General features: G+C 62.3%; 16 protein-coding genes and 1 pseudogene. 7 read left to right on the top strand and 10 right to left on the bottom strand.

What is annotated here, in order from left to right; genetic code table 11:
• Positions 1–17: 17 nt before the first annotated feature.
• Both ACFT1A_RS24510 and ACFT1A_RS24505 read right to left on the bottom strand, forming a co-directional pair.
• The gene (locus ACFT1A_RS24510; protein WP_378449121.1) at positions 18–1,406 is read right to left on the bottom strand and encodes an alpha/beta-hydrolase family protein; all 1,389 of its coding nucleotides are present in this window, start codon (positions 1,404–1,406) and stop codon (positions 18–20) included.
• Entirely contained in the window at positions 1,403–2,077 is a 675-nt protein-coding gene (locus tag ACFT1A_RS24505) for a hypothetical protein (RefSeq protein ID WP_378449120.1), read from the bottom strand. Before ACFT1A_RS24505 ends, ACFT1A_RS24510 begins: the two co-directional genes overlap by 4 nt.
• Before the next feature lie 164 nt (positions 2,078–2,241).
• On the opposite strand from ACFT1A_RS24505, the gene ACFT1A_RS24500 reads away from it, so the two are divergent.
• The 4 genes from ACFT1A_RS24500 (at position 2,242) to gatB (ending at position 6,872) form a co-directional block, all read left to right on the top strand.
• Positions 2,242–3,516: a sensor histidine kinase gene (locus ACFT1A_RS24500; protein ID WP_378449119.1), complete on the top strand. Its 1,275-nt coding sequence runs from the start codon at positions 2,242–2,244 to the stop codon at positions 3,514–3,516.
• Between the two features lie 9 nt (positions 3,517–3,525).
• The gene (locus ACFT1A_RS24495) at positions 3,526–4,188 is read left to right on the top strand and encodes a response regulator transcription factor (RefSeq protein WP_007729374.1); all 663 of its coding nucleotides are present in this window, start codon (positions 3,526–3,528) and stop codon (positions 4,186–4,188) included.
• A gap of 115 nt (positions 4,189–4,303) precedes the next feature.
• Complete coding sequence (locus ACFT1A_RS24490; protein WP_283303701.1) at positions 4,304–5,335, top strand: ATP-dependent 6-phosphofructokinase; 1,032 nt, start codon at positions 4,304–4,306, stop codon at positions 5,333–5,335.
• 25 nt (positions 5,336–5,360) lie between these two features.
• Complete coding sequence (gene gatB, locus ACFT1A_RS24485) at positions 5,361–6,872, top strand: Asp-tRNA(Asn)/Glu-tRNA(Gln) amidotransferase subunit GatB (RefSeq protein WP_378449118.1); 1,512 nt, start codon at positions 5,361–5,363, stop codon at positions 6,870–6,872.
• 86 nt (positions 6,873–6,958) lie between these two features.
• Here gatB and ACFT1A_RS24480 read toward each other — a convergent pair whose 3' ends face one another.
• Complete coding sequence (locus tag ACFT1A_RS24480) at positions 6,959–8,005, bottom strand: NAD(P)-dependent alcohol dehydrogenase (RefSeq protein WP_378449117.1); 1,047 nt, start codon at positions 8,003–8,005, stop codon at positions 6,959–6,961.
• A 515-nt stretch (positions 8,006–8,520) separates the two neighbouring features.
• Here ACFT1A_RS24480 and ACFT1A_RS24475 point away from each other — a divergent pair.
• Positions 8,521–8,649, top strand: coding sequence for a hypothetical protein (locus tag ACFT1A_RS24475; RefSeq protein WP_378449116.1), 129 nt, complete (start codon positions 8,521–8,523; stop codon positions 8,647–8,649).
• A gap of 367 nt (positions 8,650–9,016) precedes the next feature.
• On the opposite strand, the gene ACFT1A_RS24470 is transcribed toward ACFT1A_RS24475, so the two are convergent.
• Both ACFT1A_RS24470 and ACFT1A_RS24465 read right to left on the bottom strand, forming a co-directional pair.
• Positions 9,017–9,358, bottom strand: coding sequence for a PPOX class F420-dependent oxidoreductase (locus tag ACFT1A_RS24470; RefSeq protein ID WP_378449213.1), 342 nt, complete (start codon positions 9,356–9,358; stop codon positions 9,017–9,019).
• A gap of 81 nt (positions 9,359–9,439) precedes the next feature.
• On the bottom strand, positions 9,440–10,762 hold the full coding sequence (locus ACFT1A_RS24465; protein ID WP_378449115.1) for an MFS transporter: 1,323 nt from the start codon (positions 10,760–10,762) through the stop codon (positions 9,440–9,442).
• Between the two features lie 44 nt (positions 10,763–10,806).
• Here ACFT1A_RS24465 and ACFT1A_RS24460 point away from each other — a divergent pair, with 44 nt between their 5' ends.
• Positions 10,807–11,154, top strand: coding sequence for a helix-turn-helix transcriptional regulator (locus tag ACFT1A_RS24460; protein ID WP_230817096.1), 348 nt, complete (start codon positions 10,807–10,809; stop codon positions 11,152–11,154).
• Between the two features lie 329 nt (positions 11,155–11,483).
• On the top strand, positions 11,484–11,897 hold the full coding sequence (locus ACFT1A_RS24455; RefSeq protein WP_378449114.1) for a hypothetical protein: 414 nt from the start codon (positions 11,484–11,486) through the stop codon (positions 11,895–11,897).
• On the opposite strand, the gene ACFT1A_RS24450 is transcribed toward ACFT1A_RS24455, so the two are convergent.
• From ACFT1A_RS24450 to ACFT1A_RS24430, 5 genes and pseudogenes are all read right to left on the bottom strand, one after another.
• Positions 11,872–12,480 (bottom strand): TetR/AcrR family transcriptional regulator, encoded by a 609-nt coding sequence (locus ACFT1A_RS24450; RefSeq protein ID WP_378449113.1) that lies wholly within the window; start codon positions 12,478–12,480, stop codon positions 11,872–11,874. The two genes, ACFT1A_RS24455 and ACFT1A_RS24450, sit on opposite strands and share 26 nt — an antisense overlap.
• Before the next feature lie 108 nt (positions 12,481–12,588).
• Positions 12,589–12,888 carry a WhiB family transcriptional regulator gene (locus tag ACFT1A_RS24445; protein WP_378449112.1) on the bottom strand — a complete coding sequence of 100 codons (300 nt, stop codon included), beginning with the start codon at positions 12,886–12,888 and terminating at the stop codon, positions 12,589–12,591.
• A gap of 207 nt (positions 12,889–13,095) precedes the next feature.
• The gene (locus ACFT1A_RS24440) at positions 13,096–13,359 is read right to left on the bottom strand and encodes a BldC family transcriptional regulator (RefSeq protein WP_378449111.1); all 264 of its coding nucleotides are present in this window, start codon (positions 13,357–13,359) and stop codon (positions 13,096–13,098) included.
• A 331-nt stretch (positions 13,360–13,690) separates the two neighbouring features.
• On the bottom strand, positions 13,691–15,436 hold the full coding sequence (locus ACFT1A_RS24435) for a phytoene desaturase family protein (RefSeq protein ID WP_378449110.1): 1,746 nt from the start codon (positions 15,434–15,436) through the stop codon (positions 13,691–13,693).
• Between the two features lie 145 nt (positions 15,437–15,581).
• Positions 15,582–16,153: pseudogene (locus ACFT1A_RS24430) on the bottom strand (mammalian cell entry protein); the annotation flags it as partial.

Below are 16,153 nucleotides of genomic sequence, written 5' to 3'. Positions count from 1 at the left end.
AAAGGCGCACAGCAGTTTCAGGAGCAGGTCCCCAAAGCCGTCCCCTGATCGGTTCCGTAGCGATGACCGTGGCCGGCGGGAACACCGAGCGAACCGAGCATGTCTGCGGTCGTCTGCAAGAACGTGACGCCTGGAATCCACTGCGGGATCGGGGCATCCTGGACGGCGCGGCTCAGGTCCGGCTTCTGCGTCGCGAGGGCGGGGGACCACCACACCACCGGGTCTGACGTGTTCGCGAGGACGGTTGCGCCCTCCGTCCGCGTCGCGCCCGCCGGGGGACCGGCCCACAACACGTCGCACGCGGTGGTGGGGCTTTTCTCCATCAACGCAGCACTGCCCCCGACTGCGCCCAGGCTCTGTCCGTAGAGGAACAGGTCCGGTCGCTCTTCGGTCGGCATCGAGGCGATGTGTGTACCGACCGCAGTAAACAGAGCGGTGGCTGAATCTTCGGCCTCGTCCCGGCTGAACAGGAACGTCGCCCAGCTGGGTGCGTCGGAGTATTGCTGGCCGACTATCGCGACGTCGCCGCCGAACCGTTGCTCGATACCGTCGACTGCGTGCGTGTCGATCCACCCCGAGCCGGTCGGAACGGCCACCACGACGCTGTTGCGGGCAAAGCCACCGACGCGATCGAGTTCACTCACGGCGAGAGCGGCACGCGATGCGGCGTCGGGTGCGGAATCCAAACCGGCGTAGACGCGCACCGAGTCTTCGCCTGCTGCGACGAATTTGCGTCCCTCCGCCCCCATCGACGTCCACGAGATGAGAGATTCGGGGCTGCCTGACACGGAGGCCGAAAGTGGCTGTGTCAGAGCGGTGTCGATGTACGCGTTGGACTTGTCGAACGAATCGGCGAGGCCGTTCCACACGACGGGACCGACGACCAACTGCACTCCGAGGACTCCCATGACCAGTGCGCCGACGCTCCGCGCGAAACCCATCCACCGCAGCGCCTTCGAAATTCCAACCCCGATGCCCCAGAGGCCAAGTGCGGTCAGTGCTGCAATGCAACCCGCCTCCGCCCAGTGGAGAAGTCCGGCAGACGGTGCGCCCATCGCCGCTCGCAACGAGTTCTGCCAACTTGAGGCGGCGAAGACAGCAATCGCGGTGGCGGCCGTCGACAACCCCAACGCGCTGATGCGCCAATGTTGTTCGTCGAATCGGGCCTTCACGCGATCGGAGACGAGCCGACGCGCAACCGCGGAGAACGCCCACATCGCCAGTAGTCCGGCCGCGACGAGCAGACCGCTGAACACACCCTGGAGCACGGCTGATCTCGGCAGCAGTCCGGGAGCAAGTGAGATGGCGGACATCGCTGCCACGGCGACGCTCGTCGACACTCGGGGGAGTGCGAGCGCCCCGACTCGGGCGAGGGCAGGGGTCCGTGACGCATTCAGAACGCTCATGCTGCAACCGCTTTCGGAGAGGAGAAGAACCCGTTCGACGGGTCGAGGCGCCGTGATCGCATCAGGGTGAAGCCGAGAGCGGAGACTGCCAGAACGCCGGCCGTGCCGTAACCGAATCCCGATTCCGTGACCGGCGTCAGATAGCTTTGGCGCCAAGAATTTCCGTTCACCGCTGTGACGGCTACATCGGCCATCGCGAAGCAATACCCTCGTGAGAGAAAGGACGTGCGGTCTTCACACGCGGCATGCATTCGCTCGTCGAGCTGACCGTCGAGGACCTGACGTGCCCACGGCCCCAGTTCAGTTCCGTGCGAATGCGCGTAGCGGAGCAGGTCGTAGCCGAGATCGTGCGCCTTGCAGGCCGAGTCGAATTCGTCGGGAAGTGGGACCGGCGACGAGCAGTCGCCGTGAGGATTGGCGAGGTATCCATCGACGACGGTGGGGGTGTAGCCCGCGAATGCCGCAAAGTCCGTCGGGATGGTGGTCACAGCGTCAGAGGCATCCGCGGTAGTCACGGTGGCGATCGCCCTGGATGCGTTCGAGTTCTCGGTGCGCGGCGGCTCGGCGCCGCTCGATCCGGCAGTGACGATGATTGCCGCCGTTGCCGCCAAGGCCAGGGCAGCCCAGGTGCCGCCGCTTCGAGAGAGGTCTTTCACTCGTGTGATCCGCATGCCGTTCACGCTATGAACGGACAATCCTGGCGGTCATCGCTCTGTGGAGGGGTTCTCCGACGCCGATTCGGGTGAGAATTCCCTCCCCTGTGATACCTCGGAGGTAGGGGGATCTCACTCTGCAGTATGAGGACTTTCGGGGTTCGCCTTCATAGGCTTGACGGGTGATCAAGGTCCGAAGGAAGAACAGGGGCGCACCGGATGCGCCCGCACCGACATTCGCCACTGCCGGGTCGATGCTGTCCGGCCTCGACGGGGCGGTAGTGCATTCGGAGAAAGTGCGCCGCGCAACCCGTTTCGTGGCCCACGGTCAGTTCTGGAACGTCGTCATAGTCGCGGTCACCTTGATCCTCTACGCGATCGCGTGGCCGACACTACAACTGACGCATCATGTTTCGCCGCCGATCATGCCGTTCGTCGCCGCGTTGGCCGCCTTTCCGTTTGTCCTGATCCGGATCAACGCACCGTTGGGGTGGGCGGTGTCGGCGGTGTCGGCGCTGATCATCCCGTTGGTGTTCGACAACACGCCCGGTTACGACTATCCGTGGCAGGTCGTCCACATCATCGTGCTGATGTGTTTGCTCGCCGCGGTGAGTCTGCGAGCGCCCATTCAGGTTGTCGGTGTCGCCTGGATCGCCACGGTGCTGCTCTTCCTCGGCAACGCCCCGGGAAGCGACGGAGCGGGTTGGGCTGTCGGGCTGAGTGCCCTGGTGGTCTTCTGCCTGTTGATCCGCTGGTTGGTTCTCTCGCGCCGCCAGTTGGCCAAGCAAGAGGAAGTCAGTGAACTCGAACGCACTCGGCGAACGATCCTCGAGGAGAAGGCGCGGATCGCCCGCGACTTGCACGACATCGTGGCCCACCACATGTCGATGGTGGTCGTGCAAGCGCAGAGTGCACCGTACCGACTCGATGCGGTCACTCCGGAGATCCGGACCGAATTCGAATCGATAAGTGAGACAGGGCGAGCAGCGCTCAACGAGATTCGTGGTCTCCTCGGAGTACTGCGGAGCGACGGCGACTCGGTGGTGACGGCCCCGCAACCGGGCGTCGACCAGTTGGACGAACTGCTGCTCGGCAGTACACGTGCCGGACTTCCGGTGTCGTGGCGAGTCGACGGAGATCGAGCGTCGGTCTCGGAGTCCACGGGACTTGCGCTATACCGGATCATTCAGGAGTCGATCACCAATGCGGCCAGGCATTCACCTGGCGGACCCATCGAAGTCGCTGTGGCGTTCGGCCCGCAATCGGTGAGCGCGCTCGTGAACAACGGACCTTCGCCACTGGGTGGCAATCAGCACTCGGCGTCGGAAACCACTGGTGGCAATGGAATACGCGGAATGCGTGAGCGGGCTTCGGCCGTGGGCGGCATGCTGTTGGCAAACCGGCGCGAGGACGGAGGGTTCGAGGTCCGGGCCGAGTTGCCGTCGATGCCCGCCTAGGCTGTCCGAGTGCCCATCACAGTATTCATCGCAGACGACCAAGCGATGGTTCGACAAGGGTTCGGAGCCCTACTCTCCGCCCAGCCCGACATCAGCGTGATCGGCGATGCGCCGGACGGCAAGATCGCCGTCGCCGAGGTCGCGCGATTGCGTCCGGATGTGGTGTTGATGGATGTTCGCATGCCCGAGATGAACGGACTCGACGCTGCCCGCCAGATTCTGTCCGCCGGATGGGAACCGCCGGTGCGAGTCCTCATGCTCACCACTTTCGACATCGACGACTACGTCTACGAGGCACTGAGCGTCGGGGCGAGCGGTTTCATGCTCAAGGACGCACCGGCTGAGGAACTGATTCGGGCGGTACGCGTGGTCGCCGAAGGGCAGGCCTTGCTGGCGCCGACGGTGACGCGTCGGCTGATTGCCGATGTGACCAGCCGGCGAGCGGCCCCGCGCGCACGGCCCGCAGCGCTCGACGCCCTGACCCCGCGTGAGCGCGAGGTCCTCGAACTGATCGCCCGCGGATTGTCCAACGTCGAGATCGCCGAGCGGCTGTTCGTCGCCGAACAGACCGTCAAGACCCATGTCGGGAAGGTGCTGTCGAAGCTCGATCTGCGTGATCGCGCCCAGGCAGTCGTGTTGGCGTACGAAAGCGGGCTCGTCACGCCGGGTTAGTGATCCCGTACGGCGCGGCGTTGCGGCTCGGCAACGCCGCTATCCTGCGGCAATACGGTGACTGGGGGAAGATGGACACCAAGATCCACAATCCGGTCACGAGAGGTGCTGCACTATGCGAATCGGAATCCTCACGGGCGGCGGCGACTGCCCGGGCTTGAACGCGGTCATCCGCGCCGTCGTACGTACGTCGGCCGGTCGTTACGGCAGTACCGTGGTCGGATTCCGGGACGGCTGGCGGGGACTTCTCGAGGACCGCAAGGTCCCTCTCGACGCGGACGATCGCATCAACCGCATCCTCACTCGCGGCGGCACGATCCTCGGCACCGCTCGTGTGAACCCCGACAAACTGCGCGCGGGTCTCGATCAGATCAAGCAGACCCTCGACGACAACGGGATCGACGTCCTGATCCCGATCGGCGGCGAAGGCACGCTCACTGCGGCCAGTTGGCTTTCCGAGAGTGGCGTGCCCGTGATCGGCGTGCCCAAGACGATCGACAACGACATCGACTGCACCGACGTGACTTTCGGTTTCGACACCGCCTTGGCCGTCGCCACCGACGCCATCGACAGACTCCACACCACGGCCGAATCACACCAGCGCGTCATGCTCGTCGAGGTCATGGGCCGGCACGCGGGCTGGATCGCGCTGCAAGCCGGACTGGCGTCGGGGGCACACCTGACGCTGGTTCCGGAACAACCGTTCGACGTCGACGAGGTGTGCGCGATGGTCAAGAAGCGCTTCCAGCGCGGCGACTCCCACTTCATCTGCGTCGTCGCCGAAGGCGCGATGCCCGATCCCGCGTCGATGACTCTGCGCGAGGGTGGCATCGACGAGTTCGGCCACAAGATCTTCACCGGAGTCGCGCAGCAGCTCGGTAACGAGATCGAGCGTCGGATCGGCAAGGAAGTTCGCACCACCGTCCTTGGACACATTCAGCGCGGCGGCACCCCGACGCCGCACGACCGCATCCTTGCCACCCGCTTCGGCGTACATGCCACCGACGCAGCTCACCGCGGAGATTTCGGTCAGATGGTTGCCTTGCACGGAACGTCCATCGACCTCGTTCCGCTCGCCGAGGCGACCCGCAAACTCAAGACGGTGCCCAAGGAGCGCTACGAGGAGGCAGCCGCATTCTTCGGCTGAGCCGCAGACGCATAAACTGATCACCATGACTGCTGTCGATGCGCCCGACATCCTCGATTACGACGAAGTACTGACCAAGTACGAGCCTGTGATGGGTATGGAGGTGCACGTAGAACTCGGCACCGCGACCAAGATGTTCTGCCCGTGCCCCACCGAGTTCGGTGCCGAACCCAATACCCAGGTGTGCCCGGTCTGTCTGGGCATGCCCGGTTCGTTGCCGGTGGTGAATGCAGCTGCTGTCGAATCCGCGATCCGGATCGGCCTTGCGCTCAACTGCTCCATCACACCGTGGGGTCGATTCGCGCGTAAGAACTACTTCTACCCGGATCAGCCGAAGAACTATCAGATCTCCCAGTACGACGAGCCGATCGCGACCGAGGGCTACCTCGACGTGATCCTCGACGACGGCACGACGTGGCGTGTCGACATCGAGCGCGCGCACATGGAAGAGGACACCGGAAAGTCCCTCCATGTCGGCGGTGCTACCGGCCGTATCCACGGCGCAAGCCACTCGCTTCTCGACTACAACCGTGCCGGTGTGCCGCTGGTCGAGATCGTCACCAAGACCATCCACGGTGCCGGCGAGCGCGCTCCCGAGGTTGCCCGTGCGTACGTGACGGCGCTTCGTGATCTGCTGAAGTCCCTCGACGTCTCCGACGTGCGAATGGATCAGGGATCGATGCGCTGCGACGCCAACATTTCGCTGATGCCGATCGGCGCCAAGGAACTCGGAACGCGTACCGAGACCAAGAACGTCAACTCCCTCAAAAGTGTCGAGGTCGCGGTTCGCTACGAAATGCGCCGTCAGGCAGCAGTTCTCGACGCCGGCGGTGAGGTCATCCAGGAGACCCGTCACTTCCAGGAAGCCGACGGCACCACCGCCGCTGGACGCCGTAAGGAAACGGCCGAGGACTACCGCTACTTCCCGGAGCCGGATCTCGAGCCTGTTGCCCCGAGCGCCGAGTGGGTGGAAGAACTGCGCGGCACCTTGCCGGAGCTTCCCTGGATTCGCCGCGCGCGGATCCAGAAGGACTGGGGAATCTCCGACGAGGTCATGCGCGACCTCGTCAATGCCGGTGCCATCGATCTGGTGATCGCGACCACCGAGGCCGGTGCGTCGCCCGAGGCAGCGCGGTCGTGGTGGCTGTCCTACCTGTCACAGCAGGCCAACACCCGTGGCGTCGAACTCGGTGCTCTGCCGATCACCCCGGCGCAGGTTGCCCAGGTCGTCGCTCTCATCGATACCGGCAAGCTCAACAACAAGGTCGCTCGCCAGGTCGTCGATCACGTCCTCGACGGCGAGGGTGATCCGGAGCAGGTTGTCGCGGCGCACCCGGAGTTGGTCGTCGAACGTGACGAAACCAAGCTCAAGGCAGCCGTCGACGAAGCGCTCGCAGCCAACCCCGACATCGCGGACAAGATCCGCAGTGGCAAGGTGCAGGCCGCCGGAAAGATTGTCGGCGACGTCATGAAGGCCACCCGTGGGCAGGCAGACGCGGCTCGTGTGAAGGAACTTGTCATCGAGGCGTGCAGCTAGTCCTCGGTAGTGAACACTGATGCCCGGCCGAATCGAATTCGGCCGGGCATCAGTGTTTTACCGCTGTCGATCTGGATACTGTCGATCTACAGACCGGGGACCACAACCGCGCGGCCGCTGAGCGTTCCGGCGGCCAGTCGTCGGTACGCTTCGGCTCCGTTGTCGAGGCTGAAGGTCTCCACCGCTATGTCGAAGATGCCGGCGTGGGCGAGGTCGATCAATTCGATCAATTCGTTGCGGGCACCCCAGTAAGGAACGGTCACCGAAGCCTCGTAAGGACTTTGGAAGAACCCGACCTTTGCATGCGCCTGACCGTCGCCGATCCCGACGATGGTGACGTCGGATCCGACGCCGGCGACAGCCATCGCGGTGTCGATGGTGGGCTGGTAGCCGACGAAGTCGAGAACCAGTGCGGCGCCCTGACTTCCGGTGATCTTGCGGACGTTCTCGGCCGCATCCTTGTCGGAGAGCACCACTTCGTGAGCGCCGACCTTGGTTGCCAGTTCGAGCTTGTCCGCGCTCACGTCGAGTGCGATGACCGTGGCTGCCGAGAGGTGGCGGAGGAGCTGAATGGCGACGTGGCCGAGACCACCGGTGCCGATGACAACCGCGTACGAGCCTCCGCGAAGCTTCGGCAGAGAACGCTTTATCGCGTGATAGGGCGTCAAGCCGGCGTCGGTCAGTGGCACTGTCTTGATCGGGTCGAGGTCGCCGATCGGGACGAGATGGCGAGGTGAGTCGACGATCATGAACTCGGCCAACGCGCCCGGGGCGCCGAGTCCGGGAGGATTGATGCCGAGTTCTTTTGCGCGAGAACAGTAGTTCTCCAGTCCCTGCGAGCAGTGCCAACAGTTGCCGCAACCCCAAGGCCCGTAGACGACGACATTGGTTCCGATGTCGAGTCCCTCGACACCCTCGCCGACGGCCGCGACTCGGCCGGCGCCTTCGTGACCGAGAGTAAGCGGAAGGCCGTAGGTGTACTGCTCTTCGGGCAGGCTCATGATGAAGTCGTCCGAGTGGCAGACGCCGGCCGCGGTTACTTCCAGGAGCACTTCCCCGGGGCCGGGCTCGGGTTTGGGAATCTCCGTGAGTTCGGGCTCTGCGCCGATTCTCGTGTACTGGATTGCCTTCATTCCGACTCCTTTGTCGTGGTTGGCCAATCGGTCCTGGCAACTACGGGGTGTTTAGCCCCGCTAATAAAAGAGTACGCATCTGTGCATGTTCGGTCACGAGAAACTTCGCTGCAGATCGACACCTGCGTTGCGCGGGGACGTTGAGCCTGGGCCGCTTAATCCACACGCATTAATGATACGAAGCGTCCGCCACTGCAGAGATCGGCTGGTTGCCGATCTCCCCACACCGCGAATCGATCCACAGACGCCAAAGCTGAAGAGACCAACGCTCGACACTCTCAAACCCGGTCTACAACATTTCGACCGAAATTGCCTGGGTGGGTTCGAATCAAGCCGCCCTACTGGGTTCGAATCAGATTGACATTCTCATGTGACGGTCGAGTCAGCGGGTTTGCGTCGACGGACCTTGATCGAGTGTTGCGTAGTCGACGAATCGGCCACGTCGTCATCTGCGGTGTCGCCAGTCCGCTGTCGTTGCTGCAACGATTCACGCCGCTGCTGATCCGGACTACGAAGTGTCGGTGCTATCCGACGGATGTGCCGACCCTGACACGGAGGTGCATCGATTCCTGATGGATGCGTTGTTTCCCGCACGGGGAGTCACTGTCCTCACCGCCGACAATTGGGTCAGCTCGTTCGGCTGACATGTCCGCCGAGCCTTCGGCCATGAATGCCTTGGTCGCGCTGACGCGTGAAAATTTGGGGTGACGGTGGAGCCGATCTGCTCGACCTGCTCGATGACAGGGGTGACGTCCCAGCCGTCATCGCAGCGCACAATATTTGAAGGACAACAGCGGACCCCGTCCGGAGATTCACGAGTCGATGAACCTCCAGTTCGCTCTCCGAACTCGGTTGCAGTTTCAGACCATTGGAAATCGCCGAAAACAAGGAACGCTTCTGTGCCGCTGAGGATCCGTACCCCCGACAAATTGGCGTGCAGCGTTCGTGGACGCTATGCCGCGGGTACTGGACGCACCCCACCCCTGCCCTTCGTTCGCGGGTTTCGGGCTGTCAGGCGCGGCCCACTAGGTGCTGCGGGGTGAGGCGGATGATGACCCGTCTCGCTTCGGGATTCTTTTCGGTCCAATTACTTCCGGTGTATGCGAGTGACAGCCGCTGGATGAGATCTCCGTCCGGGTCGTCGACGATGACGGCACTTCCTCGAAGTTCGATGCGGCGCATCGGGTTTTCCGAGTCAGTGATGCTGATACTGATACGCGGATCGCGGACTATGTTGGTGTGTTTGCGGCGTCCCTCGACGGTCGAGAACGCCACAGTGTTGTCGTCGTGAGTTATCCAGACTGGGGACAGTTGGGGTGAGCCGTTTGGCTCGACTGTGGCGACGGTGGCGATGTGGGGGCCTTGGCTAGATCTGATGCCAAGGTGGTGAGTTCCTGTTCGTTCATCTTCGCTCTTCTCGGTTGGCTGATTTGTTCAGGCCGTCTCGATGGATTTCGCGACTGCGACTCCGCCGGTGACGGCGGCGACGAACAGGACGACGCCGAACACTGTTACTGCTGTGGGAATGGATGTGGCGTCGATCAGATAGCCGGCCACCAGGGGCAGTATTCCTGCGGGGATGTAGCCGCCGATGTTCATCAATGCATTTCCTTGCGCCCGAGATGTAGGGGGAACATGCATTCCGATCAGCGTGAGCCCCCCGAGTTGGCCGAGGCCCTGGCCTGCGCCGGCTAGGAGTGCGGAAATGATGAGTAGTGGTGCGGCGTCAGATTGGACGGCACCGTACAACGCGAGCATCGACAGTGCGGTGGATGTTGCGCCGCCGATGAATATGGTTCGGATCGGAGTGCGAGCCACGGCAAATTGAATGCCTGTGGCGACGAGGAACATCGCGCACGCAGTTCCGCCCGCGACGAGGGGGCTTGTAACTCCTAGCTGCCGGGCAAGCAACGAAGGGCCGAGGGAAAGGACGAATGACGTTGCAGTAATCCCAGGTCCGAAGACCGCGATACCGAACAGCACGTAACGGCGAAAACGCCGGGGGACCGACGGCAGGCGGAGCTGAAACGGACTGCGATCATCGGTGTCTGCGAGGTTGGTAAGTGGGCGGGACTGGACGACAGCGATAGTGGCGATGACAATGAGTAGAGCTTCCGCACCGAACACCCAGGTGACAGGCTTATCAAGGTACTGAGCCATGATTCCTGCGAACAGTGGGCCGAGTCCGGCCCCGAGGACCATGGCAACGGACGCGAGTCGCGCGGCGGTCGCGCGAAGGGTGTCGCCTCCTGCATCGACGACGGAAGCCATTCCGGCAGAGACGATAACGCCAACCGAGATGCCGGTGAGCAGTCGCGCAACTATCAACATGGCGACGTTGTCGGCGATGAGGAAAAGGGCACTGGCAGCCAATGCGACGACGAGTCCGGGCAGAAGTACGCGTGGGCGACCGAAATGGTCGGATAGTTGCCCCGCAACAAGGAGCGTCAGAAGTAGACCGAGGATGTACGCGCCGAAAATGACCGTGAGCATGCCCGAGCTAAACCCGATGCTCTGTTGCCAATGGACGTAGAGCGGCGTCGGCGAATTCGAGAGCACGAATACTGCCGTGACGACGAAGGCCGCGGACATTACTGCAGGCATGGATCCGGGCACGGGTGTCGACGAGTGCGTGGAGGGCTGAACCTCAGAGCTTGTCATGGAGTCTTCCCTTCGGAATTGATGTACGTAAATATTCGTACTGACAGGACCGTAGTCGTATTGGTTCGAAGTTTCTAGTGAAACATCGGCTCGCATTCGTACCGGTTCGATAAAACTAGTATTGGATGTATTCTGCTGTTATGGTCACAATCGCGGTTCCTGAAGTCACAGATAAGTACCTGCCACCTCCCATTGACGAGCCATCAGTCGACGAGCTCGACCTCGCCGCAATTTTCGGCGCGCTCTCGACGCCTATCCGCCTCGAGATTGTCAGACGTTTGCTCGCCGACTCCGTCGAATACGACCACCCGTGTAGTTGGTTCGGCTTCGATCGACCGAAATCGTCACTGACGCACCATTTCAAGGCTCTACGAGAAGCCGGATTGATCAGGCAACGCCAATACGGAATGGAGCGGCGCAGTCGCGTGCGGTACCAGGATCTCGAACATCGGTTCCCGGGACTTCTCGATCTGATAGCCAGAGGCTGAACAACTTTCGATGCATGCTCGCCCAACAACAGGAGGACCTGAATTGACCGTTGTGCGAACGTCACCAGTCAGATCGTCGACGGCCGAATTGCTCGGTCCGATCGCCACAGTCGATGACACTGTTCACTCGGAACGGACGGGGGCTGGTTTTGACCGCGGAGTCCGGCGGCTGGGACCGAGACCCCGGTGGCAGGGACAGAGACCCCTAGATAGGGGGGTATGTCCGGTATGAGACCGGAGAAAATGAATTCGGATGTCCCCTAGGGCAATACGACAAGCCCAAGGATGTAGATGGCGAAAGGCACTGCGAGACTCCATAAAATACGAGCATGGTCGGGGAGGCTGCGCGGCCGTACTGGAAGTTCTATTCGCTGAATGGAACTGGTAGCCGCGAAGCTGTTGACCTGACAGCGTCACAGGGCAAGACGTGCCCAGCCGAGGCCCAACTCGAAGTTCAGAGAGTGGAGGTGACCCCGATAAAACCGTTCTACGTGGGTCTCGTCTTCGCGCTCGTCACGACGATTGTGGTCGCGACTCCGACACTCAGGGAAGCAGACGCCCGCAAGGGCGCACCGCAGTGTCAGGCTCGTATTCCGTTGCCGCTCGACAACTTTTTCGGTGGATGCAGATACCCCTTGCGCGTCGATTCCGAAGAGTGGGCAGCAGTTGTCCGCGAAAAGAACGCACGGCGCAAGGTAGGCGAGACCGTTCTCACGATCAGCGATCCTCGCGTGTTGCTATAGCGCAGTTGAGAGTGAGGACGAGATCGTCGGGAGTCACATCGGTGGGGAGGAGATTGCCGATTGTTGCGATGCCGTGAACGATCATCCACGCCAAAATCGCCATCGTCTCGGGGCTCGCGGACCCACCCCACCCGTTATCGTTTTCGGTCGTGGCAGTCGCAAGTAGCAAGTTCCACATGGCCAGACGCGCTGCGACCAACTCCTCATCGGTGGGGTCGATCTGTGCCGAACCCAGCATCAGAGTGAACAGGGGGCGGTTGCGTTCCGCGAAGCGGATATAGGCGATACCGATGGCCGCGGCTCGATGCCCGAGCGGCGAATCGGATGTGACCTTGTCGACAGCATCTGCACTGAGTGCAACCAACTGCCGAAACCCGTCCACAGCAAGTGCTGTCAGTACAGCCTGCCGATCTGTGAAGTGATAGCTCAGCGCCTGATGGCTGATGCCGACTCGTCGTGCCATGGCGCGGAGGCTGGCCTTCTCCACCCCGGCTTCGCTGATCTCCGCCGCTGCAGAAGCGAGAATGTCCGCCCGCACCCGAGAGCGCCGTCGGGCAGAGGAGGGAGAGTCCGGAATGTTCATCTGTTCATGATGCCCAATTTCCACTCGCGAACCCATTTTACTTGCCAGTGGCTGGTGCCCGGGTTTGGTGTTTTGCTCGAGATGGTGGAAGTCGCGACGGCCGCGTTCTTACTGAAGATGCTGTCGCCCCAGGGGCGGGGTGCGTACGCCTGGAAGCGCGGCGATCTTGCCGTCCACAAGGTACCGGCCGCCCCACACTCCCGCCGTTTCTCCCCGGTCGAGCGCATCGAGAAAGCACCGCTGACTGCGAGGACAACTGCGGCACAACATCATCGCCCTCGTCAATTCACTACGCGTCGTGGAGAACCACAGGTCGGGGTTATGGGACTGACAGGGAGAAGCTGTCACCGACGCCTGGTCGGTAACATCATCGCCCCGATCACCTATGACTCTCTGATCGTCAAACATCCTTTATCCTTCGCGTCGCGACTTTATAGCGGCAATGAGTGTTTTGTGTTCACAACGACCGAGTTCCTTCTGACAATACAAAGCTCCGACCAGCGGCTGCGGATGGAAACGAAGTGGCGCCTGGAAAGTCGACTTCACGCCCCGGTTCCACGGGAGCTACCCCACCTATGGCAACGTCGAGCATTCGATCCTTCCGCCGATGGGAATCTAGCGTCGCTTGTCGACGGTCGGCGGCGTAGCGCTCGCTCCGTCGGCGCCTAAGCGAGCCTTGCCGATAGTGTGCAGGGCTCTCATGAGTAAATGGATTTCGCTGCTGCGGTAGCGGCGGTGCCCGCCGACGGTCGTGATGTATCCGATCTTTCCCGCCTGCGCCCATCGAGTGACGGTCTTCGGATTGACATTGAACAAGGCCGCCGCTTGCCCTGGGGTCAACCAGTGTTCGGCGTCGTCACGGATCACTCCGGCATTCACACAACCGCCCCGATCGCTGTCGGAGCGAGGGCGAGCATCGCGGTCGTGTCTGCATCACGGACAAACAAGTGCCGTTCTTCACGATGATCACAGATCAAGCAGGAATGGCGTAGCACCAGTGAAGGCGGTCCGTTTCCGAAACCGGGGAGTGCGAGTGATGACCGAGTATTCATGTCGGTTCCGATCCATGATCGAGTAAGTCGGCTACCGCTGAGCCCGGCCGCGCCGGGTATACCGCCGATACGGCAGGCCTGCCGTATCGATCATCAACGCGTCCCGCGCGTGGGGCGCGGTTGAAGGCATCGCGCTCTTCTTGAGTTCATCTCATTCGCTACTCTTCCTCGTGCGAGGATTGGTCGGAGAACCCTCGGGTTGCCCCGAGCGCGTCGAATTCTTTGTCCCAGTGCGAAAGCCGCGTCGCGTCCGCGACGACTTGCCCGGTCCGGATTTCGTGGACGAGGTCGCGTCCGGTGACGGCACTTGCGGCGTGCACACCACTGAGCATCGATCCGACGGTCCCCGGCCCCCATGTGGTGCTGGTACCGACCACGAGCAATCCGTCGATCGCGGTGTGGTTTCGCGGGCGCAGCGGACCTGATTGGTCGAGACGGAGTGCAAGTCCGAAGGGCGCTCCGTCGGTGTTGCCTACGAAGCGGGTTTGGGTGGCGGGGGACCCGAGTTCTGCCAGGTGTACTCGGGTCGAGGAGCCCGGGTAAGCCTGTTCCATGCGTTCGAGCATCCCGTCGAGCACGATCTTCTTGATCTCGTTGTAGGCGCGGGATTTCCGATACTCGCCGGAGTCCGCGTCGTCTGCGGTATACCCCCACAGTTTCGGGTCGGGTGGGGTGATGGTCTGGACTTCGATGGTCGAGTAGCCCTGAGGGGCTGCTGCGCGGTGTTCAGGGTCGCGGCGTGAGGACGATTGCAGAAACATCGGTTGCCCGGCCGCCATAGCTCTCGCCCAGCTCTGGCCGTCTCTGAAGCCTTTGCCGTCGATCACTCGCCCGGAGAACCGAGCGAGGGACAGCAGCGATGTGGCAGAGTCCCAGTTCGGGATCGCGAAGTAGTTGCTGTTGGGTTGGGTGTTCGTGTCGAACTCGACGCCGAAGAACCCGTTGATGAGGGGGCGGGACATCTTCCATCGCTGCACCTGCTGTCGTTGTGGGAACGGTAGGTGTTCGACTCCCACGAGTTCGGTATAGGTCTTGATGATGTCGACGTCGGAGATCACGATGGGGGCAGTGAGGATTTCGCCATCGGCGAGGTGTACACCAGTTACGCGCCGATCCTCGATCACGATGCGAGAGACTTCGGCGTTGGTGCGGATGTGTCCACCGTGCGAGGTGATGACCTCGGCGAACCCTGCCGCGAGGATCTGTCCGCCGCCTTGTGGGTAGTAGGCGCCGCCGCCGACATAGTCCTGATAGAAACCTGCCATCGCTGCTGTCGGGATAGACAAAGAGCTCGATGCGAGGGCGCCGCATTGCACCGACAGCGCCAAGACGGCACGGGTGGAAAATCCACAGGAAACAAGCATCGCGGCGTACGGCATCGCGAGAAACGGTGCCGCCCAGCCGGCCCCGGAGATCCACCGGGCGGTCAACGAAATCGGGCTACGGCTCTCTCGCCGGTCGAGCCCGTCAGCGAGTTTGTGCATGATCGCGTGGAATCGCCGGACGGCTTTGTGCTCGTCGGGGAAAGCTGTGAGCAATTCCGTCAGGAACAGTTCCCAACCGACGGGCACGTTCAACGCGAAATCTGGTGCGATGATGCGGTCGAATGCGGTCGCGTCCAGCGACAGCCACTGTATCCGGTCATCGAGCGCGAGACCACGCATCATCGCTCGAACTATTCCGTCCGGGCCGCAATCGCCGACATAGTGCACGCCGCAGTCGAATTCCCACGAACCTCGGCGGCGGAACACGTGCGAGGACCCCCCAAGAGCCGAATAGCGTTCCAGGAGCAGCACTTGTTTGCCTGCTGCAGCGAGATACGCGGCCGCGGACAGTCCACCGAGTCCTGATCCGACGACAATCGCGTCTATCTCGGTGTTCTCGGACCGGTGTGATGACGGCACGGTAGGCCTTTCTATTCGGGGTCACCTTCGATTCGGAGGTGTTGTGGTGATCGGTGTCGTCGTCACCGGTGCGAAAGTTCCGGCGTGCAGGGCGACGACTGTCGGGATGGGTGGTTCGCTCAGACGGCGGAAGTCGGCAGCCGTCTCACTTCGGTGTGACGCCGAGAGCCGGTGCCAGTTGTGTGGCAATCGGATTGAGGTTGAGCTTGTCGGGGTCCACTTTGGGCTTGTTGTCCCACGGTTGCGGGATGTTCGGGTCCGCGAAGGCGACACGGTTGGCGCTGCGGACACCCGTCTCACTACCTTGCGGAGCCAGGCAGTTGGCTGCGGTGTTGACCGGGAAATCCTGCTGAGTGTCGTCGAAGTTCGGGTCTTTGCGCTTCATCTCGTCGAGGATCGCCATTGTCCCTTCGTATCCGACCGTGCAGGGAAACGGGGTATTGGTCTCGAGGACAAGTCCCTGACGCTGGACCGGCCCGTCACCGATAGCGGAAGGGCTTCCGGCAGCAAGACCGGGCATGAAGATCAGGAGCGGCTGAAGTGCCATAGTGCGCGGAGCGAATGTTCGCGCCGCGGACGCAAGGTTGCTCAGGTCTGTCGTAAGACTCGGACCCCCGTCTCGGACGAGTGCGCCGACTTGGTCGCTGGCCGGTATGCCGTTGTCGATCACGCGTCGGATGTCGGGGTCGCTGGTGCGCAACTGCGCGGTCAGTGCGT

It is taken from the genome of Rhodococcus sp. NPDC057135 (assembly GCF_042670865.1).
In the GTDB taxonomy this organism is placed as follows: Bacteria; Actinomycetota; Actinomycetes; order Mycobacteriales; family Mycobacteriaceae; genus Rhodococcus_F.
This window is presented reverse-complemented; position numbering and strand designations above follow the sequence as displayed.